Origin of the sequence: Citrobacter sp. Ca225 (assembly GCF_030337175.1) — a bacterium.
Lineage (GTDB): Bacteria > Pseudomonadota > Gammaproteobacteria > Enterobacterales > Enterobacteriaceae > Citrobacter_A > Citrobacter_A amalonaticus.
In genome coordinates this window covers 62,884-80,019 of sequence record NZ_JAOWCD010000097.1, presented here as the reverse complement: position 1 = coordinate 80,019, position 17,136 = coordinate 62,884, and the positions used below count along the sequence as shown (strand labels likewise).

Annotated in this window: 15 protein-coding genes; 6 read left to right on the top strand and 9 right to left on the bottom strand. The window is 54.1% G+C overall.

What is annotated here, in order from left to right:
• Positions 1–123: 123 nt before the first annotated feature.
• Positions 124–987, bottom strand: a complete 864-nt coding sequence (gene yieE, locus OGW13_RS18265) for a DNA-binding transcriptional regulator YeiE (protein WP_054176002.1) — start codon at positions 985–987, stop codon at positions 124–126.
• 99 nt (positions 988–1,086) lie between these two features.
• Here yieE and OGW13_RS18260 point away from each other — a divergent pair, with 99 nt between their 5' ends.
• From OGW13_RS18260 to OGW13_RS18250, 3 genes are all read left to right on the top strand, one after another.
• Complete coding sequence (locus OGW13_RS18260; RefSeq protein WP_043000116.1) at positions 1,087–2,136, top strand: YeiH family protein; 1,050 nt, start codon at positions 1,087–1,089, stop codon at positions 2,134–2,136.
• A 103-nt stretch (positions 2,137–2,239) separates the two neighbouring features.
• The gene (gene nfo / locus OGW13_RS18255; RefSeq protein WP_043000115.1) at positions 2,240–3,097 is read left to right on the top strand and encodes a deoxyribonuclease IV; all 858 of its coding nucleotides are present in this window, start codon (positions 2,240–2,242) and stop codon (positions 3,095–3,097) included.
• A gap of 2 nt (positions 3,098–3,099) precedes the next feature.
• The gene (locus tag OGW13_RS18250) at positions 3,100–4,191 is read left to right on the top strand and encodes a sugar kinase (RefSeq protein WP_043000114.1); all 1,092 of its coding nucleotides are present in this window, start codon (positions 3,100–3,102) and stop codon (positions 4,189–4,191) included.
• Positions 4,192–4,246: 55 nt separating this feature from the next.
• Here the strand turns inward: OGW13_RS18250 and OGW13_RS18245 are convergent, their stop codons facing one another.
• From OGW13_RS18245 to fruB, 6 genes are all read right to left on the bottom strand, one after another.
• Positions 4,247–5,497: a NupC/NupG family nucleoside CNT transporter gene (locus tag OGW13_RS18245; protein ID WP_043000113.1), complete on the bottom strand. Its 1,251-nt coding sequence runs from the start codon at positions 5,495–5,497 to the stop codon at positions 4,247–4,249.
• An 85-nt stretch (positions 5,498–5,582) separates the two neighbouring features.
• Entirely contained in the window at positions 5,583–6,518 is a 936-nt protein-coding gene (locus OGW13_RS18240) for a pseudouridine-5'-phosphate glycosidase (RefSeq protein WP_044258629.1), read from the bottom strand.
• The gene (locus OGW13_RS18235; RefSeq protein ID WP_044258740.1) at positions 6,506–7,447 is read right to left on the bottom strand and encodes a pseudouridine kinase; all 942 of its coding nucleotides are present in this window, start codon (positions 7,445–7,447) and stop codon (positions 6,506–6,508) included. The genes OGW13_RS18240 and OGW13_RS18235 overlap by 13 nt, the downstream gene beginning before the upstream one ends.
• A 283-nt stretch (positions 7,448–7,730) precedes the next feature.
• Positions 7,731–9,422, bottom strand: a complete 1,692-nt coding sequence (gene fruA, locus OGW13_RS18230) for a PTS fructose transporter subunit IIBC (protein WP_044258626.1) — start codon at positions 9,420–9,422, stop codon at positions 7,731–7,733.
• 16 nt (positions 9,423–9,438) lie between these two features.
• The gene (gene fruK / locus OGW13_RS18225; RefSeq protein WP_043000110.1) at positions 9,439–10,377 is read right to left on the bottom strand and encodes a 1-phosphofructokinase; all 939 of its coding nucleotides are present in this window, start codon (positions 10,375–10,377) and stop codon (positions 9,439–9,441) included.
• Positions 10,377–11,507 (bottom strand): fused PTS fructose transporter subunit IIA/HPr protein, encoded by a 1,131-nt coding sequence (gene fruB / locus OGW13_RS18220; RefSeq protein WP_044266153.1) that lies wholly within the window; start codon positions 11,505–11,507, stop codon positions 10,377–10,379. The genes fruK and fruB overlap by 1 nt, the downstream gene beginning before the upstream one ends.
• A 369-nt stretch (positions 11,508–11,876) precedes the next feature.
• Here fruB and setB point away from each other — a divergent pair, with 369 nt between their 5' ends.
• Complete coding sequence (gene setB / locus OGW13_RS18215) at positions 11,877–13,058, top strand: sugar efflux transporter SetB (protein ID WP_044326537.1); 1,182 nt, start codon at positions 11,877–11,879, stop codon at positions 13,056–13,058.
• Here the strand turns inward: setB and OGW13_RS18210 are convergent.
• Positions 13,055–13,309, bottom strand: a complete 255-nt coding sequence (locus OGW13_RS18210; protein ID WP_043000107.1) for a YkgJ family cysteine cluster protein — start codon at positions 13,307–13,309, stop codon at positions 13,055–13,057. The genes setB and OGW13_RS18210 overlap by 4 nt on opposite strands.
• Before the next feature lie 150 nt (positions 13,310–13,459).
• Between OGW13_RS18210 and yeiP the strand changes: the two genes are divergently transcribed.
• Positions 13,460–14,032, top strand: coding sequence for an elongation factor P-like protein YeiP (gene yeiP / locus OGW13_RS18205; RefSeq protein ID WP_287116339.1), 573 nt, complete (start codon positions 13,460–13,462; stop codon positions 14,030–14,032).
• A gap of 223 nt (positions 14,033–14,255) precedes the next feature.
• Here the strand turns inward: yeiP and uxuA are convergent, their stop codons facing one another.
• Complete coding sequence (gene uxuA, locus OGW13_RS18200; RefSeq protein ID WP_216081305.1) at positions 14,256–15,446, bottom strand: mannonate dehydratase; 1,191 nt, start codon at positions 15,444–15,446, stop codon at positions 14,256–14,258.
• A 205-nt stretch (positions 15,447–15,651) separates the two neighbouring features.
• Here uxuA and OGW13_RS18195 point away from each other — a divergent pair, with 205 nt between their 5' ends.
• Positions 15,652–17,118, top strand: coding sequence for a mannitol dehydrogenase family protein (locus OGW13_RS18195; protein ID WP_287116338.1), 1,467 nt, complete (start codon positions 15,652–15,654; stop codon positions 17,116–17,118).
• The last annotated feature ends 18 nt before the right edge of the window (positions 17,119–17,136 follow it).

Below are 17,136 nucleotides of genomic sequence, written 5' to 3'. Positions count from 1 at the left end.
GGCACAAATGCGCTGTTATAAGAGACCTTCATGACTGGCCGCGGATTATAAGTAATAGCAGAGAATGGGGAACTTACTGCCCCCAGGACGTATCACCGTCAGGCGATCGGTCCCCGGCAGGCATTATTCGCAATAACTGAGGAAGCGCTGGAGCGCATTAGAGAGGTGTTTCTGGCGATGATGGATCCGCCAGAGCGTACGCACCAGACGCGGAAGCGGCACTGCCACTTCGCTCAGCGTTCCCGCCTGGAGTTGTTCATCAATCACGCGTCGTGACAGACAGCTAATGCCCAGCCCATGACGAACGGCATGCTTGATGGCTTCGGAGTTTCCCAGCTCCATCGCCATTTCAAATTTGGGCAGGTGCGACAGCAGCAGATAATCGACAATTTCGCGCGTCCCGGAACCGCGTTCGCGCAGGATCCAGGGGGCGGCTGCGAGCTGTTCAAGCGTCACCGGTCCCTGCGCCAGGGGTGAAGATGGTGCGGCGAAGACCACCAGTTCATCTTCCAGCCACGGCTCCGAGATGATCTCCGTATTGTGACACGGCCCTTCGATAAGCCCAATGTCGACCCGAAAATCGAGCACCGCTGTAATCACATCCTGACTGTTGCCGACGCTAAGTTCCAGCGGCAGCGCGGGGAAATCTCGCCGATAACGGGCAATCACCCCCGGAAGGATATAGTTGCCGATGGTGCTGCTGGCATACACGCGTATCGCGCCGTTGTCTTCGCGGAACAACTGCTCGATCTCCACCGCCTGCTCCAGCAACGCCAGCGCCCGCGGGTAAAGCAAGCGCCCGTGCTCATTCACCACCAGCCGTTTGCCTACGCGGTCGAAAAGCTGAACGCCCAGTTGACCTTCCAGATCGGTCAGCGCCGCGCTGACTGCCGATTGCGATAGCGCCAGCATCACCGATGCCTGCGTTGTTGAGCCGCTTTTCAAAACTTCGGTGAAGACTTCGAGTTGCCGCAGGGTGATGTGCATGGTCGCTTACCACTTATAAAGATTAATTATAAATATATAATCAATTTTATTTTTAAGCCAGTTCGCCGTAACCTTTTGCCCATAAAAGAGGAGAAGGCAATGACAGAACTCACCTTAACGAATCATCGTCGAACAATGTGGCATTTTATTCCGGGGCTTGCCCTGAGTGCAGTGATTACCGGAGTCGCCTTATGGGGCGGGTCCATTCCCGCCGTGGCGGGTGCCGGATTCAGCGCCCTCACCTTAGCGATTTTATTGGGGATGGTGATCGGTAACACCGTCTATCCCCAGATCTGGAAAAGCTGTGACGGCGGCGTTCTGTTTGCCAAACAACATTTATTGCGCCTGGGGATCATTCTCTACGGCTTTCGCCTCACCTTCGCGCAAATTGCTGACGTAGGTGTCAGCGGCATTCTGATCGACATCCTGACGCTGTCCAGCACCTTTATGCTGGCGTGCTTTCTGGGGCAAAAAGTCTTTGGGCTGGATCGCCAGACCAGTTGGCTGATCGGCGCGGGTAGCAGCATTTGCGGCGCGGCGGCGGTACTGGCGACGGAACCGGTTGTGAAAGCCGAAGCCAGCAAAGTCACGGTTGCCGTCGCAACGGTCGTGATCTTCGGGACGATGGCGATTTTCCTCTACCCGGCGATGTATCCGCTGCTGGCGCACTGGTTTAGTCCGGAAACCTACGGCATCTTCATTGGCTCCACCATGCATGAAGTTGCTCAGGTTGTGGCGGCAGGACACGCAATTAGCCCGGACGCCGAAAACGCAGCGGTGATTGCCAAAATGCTTCGCGTCATGATGCTGGCTCCGTTCCTCATCTTTATGGCCGCTCGCGTTAAGCAACTGTCACCGGCCAACGGTGGGGAAAAAAGCAAAATCACCATTCCGTGGTTTGCCATCCTGTTCATTGTGGTCGCCATTTTCAACTCGTTCCATCTGCTACCGCAGGCGGTGGTGAACATGCTGGTCACACTGGATACGGTCCTGCTGGCTATGGCAATGGCGGCACTGGGGCTGACGACGCATGTCAGCGCGCTGAAGAAAGCTGGAGCGAAACCGCTGTTGATGGCACTGGTGCTGTTCATCTGGCTGATTGTCGGCGGTGGCGTGATTAACGTACTGGTCCAGCACGTTATTGCATAATTCACTACATCCTGACCCTGTTAACCCGCTATGATTGGCAAGATTCAATTTCCGGATACACAAATCCGCCAGGCCACATCTGGTGGGTTAACAGGAGTCTTTAATGAAATACATCGGAGCACACGTCAGCGCAGCTGGCGGGCTGGCAAATGCCGCAATTCGCGCCGCTGAAATCGAGGCAACCGCGTTTGCACTCTTTACTAAAAATCAGCGTCAATGGCGCGCCGCCCCTCTTACCGCGCAAATCATCGATGACTTTAAAGCCGCCTGTGAGCAATACCACTTCACATCCGCTCAAATCCTGCCGCACGATAGCTATCTGATCAACCTGGGCCACCCGGTCGGCGAGGCGCTGGAAAAATCCCGCGCGGCTTTTCTTGATGAAATGCAGCGTTGTGAACAACTCGGCTTATCTCTGCTTAACTTCCATCCAGGCAGCCACCTGATGCAAATTTCGGAAGACGAGTGTCTGGCAAAGATTGCTGAGTCAATCAACATCACACTCGCCCAGACCGAAGGGGTGACTGCGGTGATTGAAAATACTGCCGGTCAGGGCAGCAACCTCGGATTCAAATTCGAGCACCTTGCCGCCATCATCGATGGTGTAGAAGACAAATCACGCGTCGGCGTTTGCATTGACACCTGCCACGCTTTCGCCGCGGGTTACGACTTGCGTTCCGCCGCCGAATGCGAAAAAACCTTTGCCGAATTCGAGCGCATCGTCGGTTTCCAGTATCTGCGCGGTATGCACCTGAACGATGCCAAGAGTGCCTTTGGCAGCCGGGTCGACCGTCACCACAGTCTGGGCGAAGGCAACATTGGTCATGACGCGTTCCGCTGGATCATGCAGGACGCCCGTTTCGACGGCATTCCGCTGGTGCTGGAAACCATCAATCCCGACATCTGGGCAGAAGAGATCGCGTGGCTGAAAGCGCAGCAAACTGAAAAGGCGGTTGCGTAATCATGAACGACAGGGAAAAACAGATACTCAAAATTCTGCGCCGCAACCCGCTGATTCAGCAAAACGAAATCGCTGATATTTTGCAGATCAGCCGTTCACGCGTCGCCGCGCACATCATGGACCTGATGCGTAAAGGGGCAATCAAAGGAAAAGGTTACATTCTTACCGAACAGGCCTATTGCGTGGTGGTAGGGGCGATTAACATGGATATTCGTGGGATGGCGGATATCCACTACCCGCAGGCCGCGTCTAACCCGGGCAGTATCCACTGTTCTGCAGGTGGCGTCGGGCGCAACATTGCCCATAACCTCGCCCTGCTGGGTCGCGATGTGCATCTGATTTCCGCTGTCGGCAGTGATTTTTACGGCGAGACGTTGCTGGAACAAACACGCCAGGCAGGCGTCAATATCTCCAGTTGCATTCGCCTGCACGGGCATAACACCTCAACTTATCTCTCCATCGCCAATCAGCAAGAAGAGACGGTGCTGGCAATTAATGATACCCATATCCTGCAACAGCTGACGCCGCAGTTGCTGAACAGCTCGCGGGATTTAATCCGTCACGCCGGAGTGGTGCTGGCGGACTGCAACCTGACGCCGGAAGCCATCGAATGGGTCTTTACGGTTGCTGATGACATTCCGGTATTTATTGATACCGTTTCCGAGTTCAAAGCGACGAAGGTGAAAACCTGGTTTACGCGCATCCATACGCTGAAACCGACACAAAAAGAGCTGGAGATCTTATGGGGTCACCCCATCAACAGCGATGCCGATCGACTCAGCGCGGTGAATGCCCTTCATCAACAGGGCATTCAACAGATTTTTGTCTGTCTGGAAGATGAGTCAGTCTTTTGTAGCGAGAAAGATGGTGAGCAATTCTTGCTCACGCCGCCCGCGCATACGGTGGTCGACAGCTTCGGTGCCGATGACGGTTTTATGGCCGGACTGATCTATTGCTTTCTGGAAGGGAGCGATTTTCGCGAAAGCGCGAATTTCGCAATGGCCTGTGCGGCCCTGTCACGCGCCAGCGTCAGTATCAACAACCCCACCCTTTCCGCTGATAACGCGCTGTATCTGTTAAAAACAAGCCAGTGAAAACGGCTTATCCGGCCCAGGGTCGGTCCCCTGACCGGATAAGTCATCAGCCACGCTACGCCAGCCCAATAAAGAACCCGGCAATGGTCGCACTCATCAGGTTAGAGAGCGTGGCTGCCGCCAGCGCCCGCATACCCAACTGGGCGATTTCCGGCGCGCGCTGAGGCGAAATAGCCGAGAACGCCCCGACCACTACGCCAATGGAACCAAAATTGGCAAACCCACACAGCGCAAAAGAGATGATGGCGATGGTTTTCACATCCAGGGTGCCGCCATCCTGCAAATAAGGCGACAGGTTGAGGTAAGCGACAAATTCGTTGATTGCCAGCTTCTGCCCAATCAGGCTCCCTGCCAGAGTGGCATCGCTCCAGTCAACGCCCATGATCCACGCCAGCGGGGCTAACACCCAGCCGAAGATCCCTTCAAGCGTCGCATGCCCATAGCCAAACCAGCCGCCAATTCCGCCGATAATGCCGTTAAGCAGTGCGATAATTGCGACAAACGCCATGACCACCGTTGCCACGCCTGCGGCAATTTTCAGCCCGGTCATCGCACCGCTTGCCGCGGCTTCGATAATGCTTTTTGGTGGCGTTTCGGTGAAAGAGAGGTTTTCGAAAGTGACTTTTGACTCTTCCGTTGCTGGACTCAGAATACGCGCAAACAGGATCCCGCCAGGAATCGCCATCAGCGAGGCCGCCAGCAGATAATCAATCGGCACGCCCATACCGGCGTAGCCAATCATCATCGAGCCCGCAATCGAGGCCATCCCGCTACAGATCGCGGTAAACAGTTCATTGCGATTCAGGCGGTCAATAAACGGCTTCACAATCGCCGGGATCTCGTTTTGCCCGAGGAAAATCGTCGTGACCGCAACGAACGATTCAATCTTACTGATATTCAGGGCCTTCTGGAAAATCCCGCCCAGGATGCGAATCAGCAGTCCCATCACGCCAATGTAGTACAACAGGCTGATAAGCGCGGTGACAAAAATGATCGCCGGGAGCACGCGGAAGGCGAAGATAAAACCGGCGCCATCAAACAGCACATCCATTTTTGGCCCAACCAGAGAGCCAAAAATAAAGGCACTGCCCGCGTCACTGTAAGACATGACCTTATGCACGCCCAGCGCGGCCTGTTCAACCAGCCATTTGCCCGGAGGGAAATAGAGCATGATCCCGCCAATCGCAATTTGCAGCACCAGCGCTGCGCCCACGGTACGTAAGCTGATGTGTTTTTTATTCACTGACAGTAAGTATGCGATCACCAGCAGTACCGCCATACCCACAACACTTCTCATTATATCCATAATGATTTCCCTTCATGCCAGGAAACCCGGCGCGAGGCCAGGTTTTGGTGGTTTCGGGCGACCGCACGCTGCCCGTTCGTTTCGATCAGGCGAGGCGTTGATATTCCTTCGCAATCTCGCAGGCCAGTACGGCGTTGTTAAACACCAGTTGGATGTTGGACTTCAGGCTGTCGCCTCCGGTTAATTCAGCAACGCGCGCCAGCAGGAACGGCGTGCTCTCTTTACCGATAACGCCCTGCTCTTCCGCTTCCCGGACGGCCTGGTCAATCGCCGCATTGATTTTCTCTTCCGCCATGGCGTAGGTTTCCGGGATTGGATTGGCGACCACCAGACCTCCGTTCAGGCCGGTTTGCCATTTCACTGCCATCGCCCGGGCAATTTCCTTCGCGCTGTCGAGACGGATACTGACCTCAAACGGACTGGTACGGCAGAAAAATGCCGGTAACGCAGTGGTCTGATATCCAATTAACGGCACACCGAACGTTTCTAAATATTCCGTGGTTAAACCTAAATCGAGAATAGATTTCGCACCGGCACAAACCACGGTTACATTGGTATGAGCCAGTTCCTGAAGATCGGCGGAAATATCAAACGTATGTTCCGCACCGCGATGAACGCCGCCAATACCCCCGGTAGCAAAAACGTGAATACCCGCAAGGGCGGCAATAATCATGGTTGAAGCAACCGTGGTCGCGCCATTTTTTCCGGCGGCTACCACAAACGGTAAATCACGACGACTGACTTTAGTTACGCTATGTCCTTCGCGACCTAATAATTCAATTTCTTCTTTACTCAGGCCGACTTTCATTACTCCGCCAATAATGGCAATCGTTGCCGGCACAGCACCGTGCTTACGAATAGTTTCTTCGACTTCAATTGCCGTCTGCGCATTTTGTGGAAAAGGCATACCGTGAGAAATAATTGTCGATTCAAGCGCAACAATCGGTTTTTTACTGTTAATAGCGTCCTGGACTTCTGGCGAAATATGCAGTAATTCAGAGGAAATCGTTAATTCAGACATTCTGTGTTCTCCACAAGGGTTTTAACGTTCGCAACAGATAATTCAGGGTTATTGGTATATTCACTGGCCAGCGCCATTGAGGAACAACCCTGTGCAAATCGAATAGAATCAATGAAGGGCATGCCTTCAACCCAGCAGGAAGCGAGTCCCGCCATCATGGCATCTCCCGCTCCGGTAACGTTAACGACATGGGTTTTTATCGGTAGCGACCAGCCGCTCTCCCCGTCTTTTTCACTGTAATAGACCCCATCGCCCCCCATGCTGAGTACCAGACGGTGCAGGCCACGCGCATGGAACCAGGCAGCGACTTTCGCAACATCTTCGCGCCCTGAAAGCGCAATGCCGCTGAGAGTTTCCGCCTCAAGACGATTAGGTTTGAGGGTATGAATTTGGGCCAGACGCTCGCGGATCTTGACGCATTTCCACGCCGATACCGGGTCAACAAACACCGGTACATCCCCCACGTTATCCAGTAACCAGGCCAGCGTCTGTTCACTAATATTACAATCTGCCACAATGACACGGGCACCCCGGATAAAATCGAGATGCTGCGCCAGAAACGCCGCCGAAATATGTTCGGTAATGCTCATGTCATTGATTGCCACCAGCATTTCACCGGTATTATCGAGAAGCGATAAATAACTTGAGGTGTTCTCACCGGCAACAATCAGGCAATTATCCACATGCACGCCTGACTGATTCGTCTGCGCCAATAACGATTGGCCATAGAAATCATTGCCAACCGCCGTCATTAACCAGGAATTTTTCCCGAGCAATGCAAGATTGTGAGCGATATTGCGACCAACCCCGCCGGGTGTAAATTTAATTTTCCCCGGATTTGAGTCCGCATAATTCAAGGAAGCATGCGAATATCCTGCAACGTCCATATTGGCAGAACCAATCGTGATGATGTATTCCTTTTCGCGCATAGCACATCTCCTGGTACGAAAATACCATGACTTTGAGATTGTTAAGACTATTCACGGCTCAAACGACTTATTAGAGCACATGTTTATATTCAAACATGTGTTTATAGTAAGCCTGTTTTTATGAAAGTAAACGCACTGGCAAGAGCAAAAACCGCCAGATATGAACAGAATCACAATTTTTTATAGATACAGTTTGCAAGCGAGGAAATATTTGAGAGGAAGGACACAAAACGAAGATAAAAAAAGGGCAGAGAACTCTCTGCCCTGGTGTGAAATGATGACTTTATGCCGCTTTGGCGACGGCATCTTCTTCCGGACGTTTCAGGAAGGCATAGGCCAGACCCGCAACCAGCGTACCGGCGACAATGGCAATCAGGTATCCCAACACCGGGGTAATCGCCCCTGGGATCAGCAGAACAAACAGACCACCATGCGGTGCCATCAGTTTCGCCCCAACCGCCATTGAGATCGCCCCCGTCAGCGCGCCGCCAACGATACAGCACGGCAGAACACGCATCGGGTCGCGCGCGGCGAAAGGAATGGCTCCTTCGGTGATAAAGCACAGACCCAGTACCAGCGCCGCTTTACCCCCTTCCTGCTGCGCCTTGTCGAACTTACGACGCGCAACAATGGTTGCCAGACCCAGCGCCAGCGGTGGCACCATGCCTGCCGCCATAATAGCCGCCATTGGCGCGTAGGTTTGTGTACTCAGCAAACCGACGCCAAACGCGTATGCCGCCTTGTTAACCGGCCCCCCCATGTCGGTACACATCATCCCACCGAGGATCGCACCCAGCAGCACCGCATTCGCCGTCCCCATGGTTTGCAGCCAGTGCGTTAACCCTTCGAGGATCCCGGCGACCGGTTTACCGATGAGGTAGATCATAGCCAGACCCACCACGAGGCTGGAAATCAGCGGAATAATCAGGATCGGTTTCAGCGCTTCCATACTCTGCGGCAGCTTCAACTTCGTGCTGATGGCCTTCGCCACATAGCCTGCAAGGAAGCCCGCAATGATCCCGCCAATAAAGCCAGAACCCGTGCTGACGGCGAGCATACCGCCGATAAGACCTGGCGTCAGGCCCGGACGGTCAGCAATCGAGAAAGCAATGTAGCCCGCCAGAACCGGCACCATCAGCGCAAAGGCTGAACCGCCGCCAATTTGCATCAGCGCGGCCGCCAGTGTCCCTTCGACTTTAAACGCTTCGATACCAAAGGCGAAGGAAAGCGCGATACACAGACCGCCGGCAACCACCATCGGCAGCATGTAGGACACGCCCGTCAGCAGGTGACGATACGCGCCAGCACTCTCTTTTTTCCCTTCATTCGCCGCAGCCTGCGCTTTGCCGGCGGGCTCATATACCACGGCTTGCGCCACGGCATTATCCAGTTCCTGCGCGGTTTTCTTCAGCGCCAGACCGGTAGAGGTACGGTACATGGGTTTACCAGCAAATTTCGCCAGATCCACTTCAATATCTGCCGCCACAATCACCAGATCCGCCTGGGCCACTTCTTCCGGTGTAATGGCATTGCCAGCGCCCACAGAACCGCGGGTTTCGACTTTCACCCACCAGCCGCGTTTTTTCGCTTCGGTTTCGATCGCTTCCGCCGCCATAAAGGTATGTGCTACGCCGGTTGGGCATGCCGTCACGGCCACGACGCGTTTCGGACCGCTGGTTGTGGCAACAGGCGCTACAGCAACCGGTGCGCTATAAGGCTTCGCGTGACCCTTGGCTTCGCTAAGAAATAGCTCAGGATGCGCCACCGCCCGGGCAATATCACCCAGCCAGACTTTTTTGCCGTTCAACGCGTTGTCATTAGGGATGGCATCGGCCAGTACGATCGCCAGTTCAGCGTCATTTGGATTGTCGATGATATCCAGATTTGCTTTATGCGCCGCCGCACCGAGCAGAGTTTTCGCCATGTAAGCGCGAGCCTGCCCGAGGTTAGCGTCAATAATCAGCAGCGTTTTCATTATGCCTCTCCTGCTGTCAGTTAAACGGTTGTAAGTCGACACGCGACATCATTGCGGCCAACTGAGGACGATCGGTAATACCGACATTGCTCTGACTGACTGCCAGCGCAGCAACGGCTGTTGCCAGACGCAGCGTATGTTCGCTGGATTCACGCATCAGCAGACCGTAAATCAGGCCGCCAACCATCGAATCCCCGGCGCCTACGGTGCTGACCACGTCAACCGAAGGCGGTTTGGCGAGCCATTCTCCCGAGGCGTTCACCCACAGCGCGCCTTCTGCTCCCAGGGAGATCACCACATGTGCGATACCCTGTTCACGTAACGCATGCGCCGCCTCAATCACATCTTTCATTTCTGGCAGCTTGCGGCCGGCCCAGATTTCCAGTTCACGGCGGTTCGGTTTCACCAGCCACGGCGCGGCTTTTAGTCCTGCAACCAGGGCTTCACGACTACTATCAAAGATAATGCATGGACACTGACTGCGCAGACGCGTCATCCAGTCGGTGAAGGCTTCCGGACTCACGCCGGATGGCAGACTGCCGCTGACGCACACCATGTCAAACTGACCCAACCAGCTCAGGGAATCATTAACAAAACGCTCCCAGTCGGCAGGCGTGACCTCAAAACCGGAGAAGTTGAAGTCGGTGACTTCACCGTCTTTTTCCGTCAGCTTGACGTTGATGCGGGTACGCCCCTGCACCACCTGAAAACGGTTAGCAATTCCCAGTTCGCTGAACAACTGCTGAAAACCGTCCTGGTTATCTTTGCCGAGGAAACCGCCGACCGTCACGTCGATCCCGAGATCCTTCAGCACTTTGGCGACGTTGATCCCTTTCCCCGCCGCGTGCAGACCGGTCGTTTTCACCAGGTTAACTTCACCGCGCTCAATTTCAGGACAGAACCCCACCAGATCGTAGGCCGGGTTTAGCGTGATGGTCGCAACACGTCTGCTCATTACGCGCCCTCCCCAAGACCGGCAGCGATGGCATCGCCAATCGCTTTCAGCGCCTGTTCAGCATCAGCCCCCTGCGCCGTAAAGCGCAGGCGATGTCCTTTCTTCACGCCCAGCGCCACCACTTTCATCAGACTACGTCCATTTGCCGGTTTGCCGGTTCCATCAAGGTTTGCCACGGTAATTTCACTGTTGAATTGTTTAATCGTATTGACCAGCATGGTCCCCGGACGGGCATGCAGGCCGTGCTCATTGCGGACCACAAACTCGGCGTTCAGCACATCATCAGTCAGTGCGTCATCGCTGGTCAGCAGTGCCAGGACAGTCGCCGTGTCGGCGTTTAGCAGACGGTCAGCTTTCGTCTCCAGCAGCAGATCGCCCAGACGCTTCAGCACGGCGACGGGCTGGTCGTCAGCCATGGCAACGGTCACTAGCAGCGCCGCTTTTTCGCCCTGTACGTCAAAAGCATTTACCGCACGACTCACCGCCACGGCGCTGCGCAGGTTGCCTTCAGCACTGTCGCTGAGCCAGATCCCCTGCCCCAGGTTCATCGGCTGTTCGTTAATCACTTTCGCGACAAACGCCGCATCTACGGCGCCAGCCTCTTTCAGACGTGCCGCATTCAGCGCCTGCAACGTCACTAAATCGGTCGCGACGACATCCAGCATCAGCGTGTCGTTGTCGAGCTTCAGCTGCTCACTCTGCTTTTCGCCCATCAACAACGCACGCAGTTCTTCAGCCGTGGTCGCTGACTTAAGCTGTTCAGCTACGGAGTCATCGCTCAGCACGTGCGTCAGCTGACGCAGCAGACCAAGGTGCTCATCGGAGCTGGCGGCAATGCCAATCGCCACATATGCCACCTGACCGTCACCCCAGGTTACGCCCTGCGGGAACTGAAAAACCTGTACACCGGTTTTCAGCACCTGATCGCGGGTGTCGGTTGTGCCATGCGGAATCGCAATCCCGTTGCCGAGAAAAGTGGACGTCTGCTGCTCGCGAGCAAGCATGCCGTCTACGTAGCCGTCCGCAACGTTGCCAGCCTGCACTAACGCAGCGGCAACCTGACGGATGGCTTCCTGTTTGTCTCCGGCCTGCTCGCCCGGATGAATGTCCTGAACGGATAACTGAAACATGGTTCTCCTCTCCTGCTGAATTGAAACGATTCAGCTTACATGAGAAAAAAGACGCTATACGGTTCCCTCAACTGAAACTCGACAGCGCTGAAACGTTTCAAGAAGTCTTGCGCTTTCTGCTTCAGCACGCAAGTAAAGTTGCATTTTTGATCGCAAAATTTAGAAGCAATGCACATTTTTGCCTCACTGGCGGTAGGTTGCTGAAGTCAATACAGCGTCATTTCACTTAAGGTTCAGCAGCGTCAGCTAACAGCATTGTCAGAGTGAAATGCCATTTTGATTTTTCGTGGCGATTTTGATTTAGTTATCTGTTTATTTCTCACTAAGCGGCGTAAACTCCGCGTCTCGTCACACTACTGATATCCAAACATGCACAATACCCCCGCTGCCGCCTCGCCAAAAACGTTTGACCTGACGTCTACGGCTTTCCTTATTGTCGCCTTTCTCACCGGTATCGCCGGTGCGCTACAGACCCCCACGCTAAGCCTTTTTCTGACTGATGAAGTCCATGCGCGCCCAGCAATGGTCGGCTTCTTTTTTACCGGCAGTGCGGTGATCGGCATCCTGGTGAGCCAGTTTCTGGCGGGACGTTCAGATAAAAAAGGCGATCGCAAAAAGCTGATCGTCTTCTGCTGTGCGCTGGGCATGCTGGCGTGCGTGTTATTTGCCTGGAATCGTAACTACTTTATTTTGCTGTTTGTCGGGGTGTTTCTCAGCAGTTTTGGTTCGACCGCCAACCCGCAAATGTTTGCCCTGGCCCGCGAACATGCTGACCGCACAGGCCGTGAAGCGGTGATGTTCAGCTCCATATTGCGCGCCCAGGTTTCCCTCGCGTGGGTGATCGGCCCGCCGCTGGCTTACGCGCTGGCAATGGGCTTCAGCTTTACGGTGATGTACCTCAGTGCCGCGGTGGCGTTTGTAGTTTGCGGTGCAATGGTATGGTTTTTCTTACCGTCCATGCGCAAAGAGACCGCACTGGCGATCGGTACGCTGGAAGCGCCGCGTCGTAACCGTCGCGATACCCTGCTGCTGTTTGCCATTTGTACTTTAATGTGGGGTACCAACAGCCTGTATATCATTAATATGCCGCTGTTTATTATTAATGAGCTGCATCTGCCGGAGAAACTGGCGGGTGTGATGATGGGGACAGCGGCCGGTCTGGAAATCCCGACCATGTTGATTGCTGGCTACTTCGCAAAACGTCTGGGTAAACGTCTGCTAATGTGCATTGCGGTCGCTGCCGGTTTTTGCTTTTACGCAGGAATGCTGATCGCGCACTCCCCTGTTGTGCTGCTGGGTTTACAATTGCTGAACGCCATCTATATCGGTATTCTCGGCGGCATCGGTATGCTCTATTTTCAGGATCTGATGCCTGGTCAGGCAGGGTCCGCCACCACGCTCTACACCAATACCATCCGCGTCGGCTGGATTATCGCCGGATCGCTGGCGGGCATTGCCGCTGAAATCTGGAACTACCATGCCGTTTTCTGGTTTGCGCTGGTGATGATTGTCGCCACCATGGCCTGCCTGTCGCGCATTAAGGATGTTTAGGGCGCGGTCAGCGCTTCAAGATCAATAAGCCAGGTCATCGCCTCGTCGCGGTTCGTTAAGCACATTTCCTGGGACGGTTTGAGGCTGCGACAGACGTTGGGGCGGAGGCTGGAGCCAAAGATACGGCACAGGTTGTCATCTGAGAGCTGCACGCACCTGACATTTGCAGGCTTTCCCTGCGGCATGCCGGGGATGGGGCTGGAAATAGAAGGGGCAATACAACACGCCCCACAATCCGGACGGCATTCCATAATCTGACTCTCTTTATTGTGACCACCGGACAGGCGCGCACAGTACCACCTTTTTTGCACCAGCTAAAGGTGAATTCCACTTGCCTGAATGACCCGGCGCGAGTAGTTTGACGCGATAATTTAGCTAATCTCTATAACAGGATCTTTTCGATGCCAAGAGCGAACGAAATCAAAAAAAGTATGGTACTGAATTACAACGGCAAACTGCTGATTGTGAAAGATATCGATATTCAGTCCCCGACAGCCCGTGGCGCGGCAACGCTGTACAAAATGCGGTTCTCCGATGTCCGCACGGGTCTGAAAGTGGAAGAGCGTTTCAAGGGCGATGACATTGTCGATACCGTGACCCTGAGCCGCCGTGGCGTCGATTTCTCCTATATCGATGGCAACGAATACGTGTTCATGGATAAAGAAGACTACACGCCTTATACCTTCACCAAAGATCAGATCGAAGAAGAGCTGCTGTTTATCCCGGAAGGTGGAATGACGGATATGCAGGTGCTGACCTGGGACGGCCAACTGCTGGCGCTCGAACTGCCGCAGACGGTAGATCTGGAAATCGTGGAAACCGCTCCAGGCATCAAAGGCGCTTCTGCCAGTGCGCGTAACAAACCCGCGACGCTGAGCACCGGTCTGGTTATTCAGGTGCCAGAATACCTGAGCGCCGGTGAGAAAATCCGCATTCATATCGAAGAGCGCCGCTATATGGGCCGTGCGGATTAATTTTTGAATGGATGTAAAAAAGGACAGCCTGAGCTGTCCTTTCAGGCTGCTGACAAAGAAGGAAAAAACGTGGTTTTTCCTTCTTTGTGGTTATCAGCCGAAAATCAATGAATTGATTTTCCTGGTTTTTAATAAGGTGATCTGTGCTTGTCCGGTATCGGAAAGAAGTTTGTCATCACTCTCAAAGGACAGCCTGAGCTGTCCTTTTTTGTCATTTGCTGTTTTACAGCAGGTCGCGGAACTGGGTCATTTTCAGCGCCAGTTCTACACCGCGCACTTCCGCCAGCCCTTTCAGACGGCCAATCGCGGAATAACCCGGGTTGGTTTTCTTATGCAGATCGTCCAGCATTTGATGACCGTGATCGGGGCGCATCGGAATGGGACGCAAATCCCCCGCCTTCTTACGGCGCTGCTCTTCGGTCAGAATCGCCGTCACCACCGCGACCATATTCACATCACCCTGCAAATGTGCGCCTTCATGGAAGGTTTTCGGGTTCGCTTCGCGGCACGTCGAGCGCAGATGGGTAAAGTGGATACGATCGCCATAGGTTTCAATCATTTTCACCAGATCGTTATCCGCACGAACGCCGTAAGAGCCTGTGCACATGGTGAAACCGTTGTAGATGCTGTCGACGGTCTCTTTCAGCCACTGCATATCTTCAATGGTGGAGACAATGCGTGGTAACCCGAGAATCGGACGCGGCGGATCGTCAGGATGCACTGCCAGACGCACGCCCACTTCTTCAGCCACCGGGACAATCGCACGCAGGAACACGGCCATATTGTCACGCAGATCGTCTTTGCTGATGCCGTCATACTCGGCCAGACGCGCACGGAACTGATCGAGCGTATAACCCTCTTCCGCACCAGGCAGACCGGCAATGATATTACGGGTCAGTTTTTCGATATCCGCGTCGCTCATGGTATTGAAATAAGCCAACGCCTGACGCTGTTCTTCTTCGCTATAGTCCGCTTCCGCACCCGCACGCTTGAGGATATGCAACTCAAAAGCGGCGAAGGCTATTTGATCGAAACGCAGCGCTTTCGAACCGTCTGGCAATTCGTACTCAAGGTCGGTACGCGTCCAGTCCAGAATCGGCATAAAGTTATAGCAGACGGTGTCGATGCCGCAGGCTGCCAGATTACGGATGCTCTGCTGATAATTTGCGATCCATGTCTGATACTGACCGGAGCGGGTCTTGATCTCTTCATGAACCGGAATACTTTCGACCACCGACCAGGTTAACCCTTTTTCCGCCAGAATCGCCTGACGTTTTTTAATCTCATCGACCGGCCACACTTCGCCGTTCGGAATGTGGTGCAATGCTGTCACAACACCCGTTGCACCAGCCTGACGCACATCATCAAGCGATACCGGATCGTTAGGCCCGTACCAACGCCAGGTTTGTTCCATTGCTTTACCTCACAAAGTTGTTATACCAAATTAGCTTACCTGAATGACGACTACCATACAGGCTTCTGCGAGGTGATCAATAAAAGGGGCGTGATTGATTGATCCAGCTCACATTACCCGGATAAATCAGGCTTACCAATTTAATTTGTTGTCATATAACTTTACACTGGCGTTGTTAATTTATGGTTAATCAGGTGTGTAATAAATGACTACAATTGCCTCAGCAATATTGCCGGATGGCGTACAAACGCCACGCTATGACCGCCAGCAACTGAAAACCCGCATGGTGCATTTCGGTTTTGGTGCCTTTCATCGTGCGCATCAGGCATTACTGACCGAGCGGGTGCTGAACGCCCAGGGCGGAGATTGGGGAATTTGTGAAATCAGCCTGTTCAGCGGCGACACGCTGATGCGTCAACTCCGCGAGCAGGATCATTTATACACCGTGCTGGAAAAAGGCGCAGACGGCAATCAGGCGATTATTGTCGGTGCCGTCAACGAATGCCTGAATGCGAAACTCGATTCGCTCGCCGCTATAATCGAAAAATTCTGCGAACCTCAAGTGGCGATTGTCTCACTGACCATCACCGAAAAAGGGTATTGCATCGATCCGGCTACCGGTGCGCTGGACCTGACAAATCCGCGCATTGTTCACGACCTGCAATCGCCTGATGAACCCCATTCAGCACCGGGTATTCTGGTGGAAGCACTGTCACGTCGGCAGGCACGCGGCCTGGCAGCTTTTTCTGTACTCTCCTGCGATAACATTCCTGATAACGGCCACGTCGTGAAGAACGCCGTGCTGGGGATGGCGGAAAAACGATCCCCCGCGCTGGCAGACTGGATCCGCGAGCACGTCAGCTTCCCTGCCACGATGGTTGACCGCATTGTTCCGGCCGCCACAGAAGATTCACTGGCAGAAATCACCCGCGAACTGGGTGTGACCGATCCTTGCGCCATCAGCTGTGAACCGTTCATTCAATGGGTGGTTGAAGACCACTTTGTCGCCGGTCGTCCCGCATGGGAAGCGGCTGGCGTGCAGATGGTCAGCGATGTGCGTCCCTGGGAAGAGATGAAATTACGGATGCTTAATGGCAGCCACTCGTTTCTCGCGTATCTCGGTTATCTTTCCGGATTTCAGCATATTAATGAATGCATGCAGGACATCGCATTCCGCGAAGCCGCGTACCGACTGATGATGGACGAACAGGCGCCGACGCTCACTATTACTGACGTGGATTTGACCGGCTACGCGCAAAGCCTGATTGAACGCTTTGCGAACCCGGCACTGAAGCATAAAACCTGGCAAATCGCGATGGACGGCAGTCAGAAACTGCCTCAGCGGATGCTGGCGGGTATTCGCCTTCATCTGGCGCGCGAAACCGCATGGCCATTACTGGCGCTTGGCGTGGCGGGATGGATGCGCTACGTCAGCGGCGTCGATGATGCCGGTGTGACCATCGACGTTCGCGACCCGCTGAATGATAAAATCCGCGCTATAGTGACCACCCATCATGAGGATCAGCGCGTGTCGGCACTGCTCTCTTTATCGGAAATTTTCGGCAACGACCTCCCGCACAATCCGGTTTTTGTCCAGGCGATTGAAACGGCCTGGCAGCGTATCGCGCAACACGGTGCACATCAGGCGGTGATTGATACGTTAAAAAATTAACAATTTCTGCCATTAAGG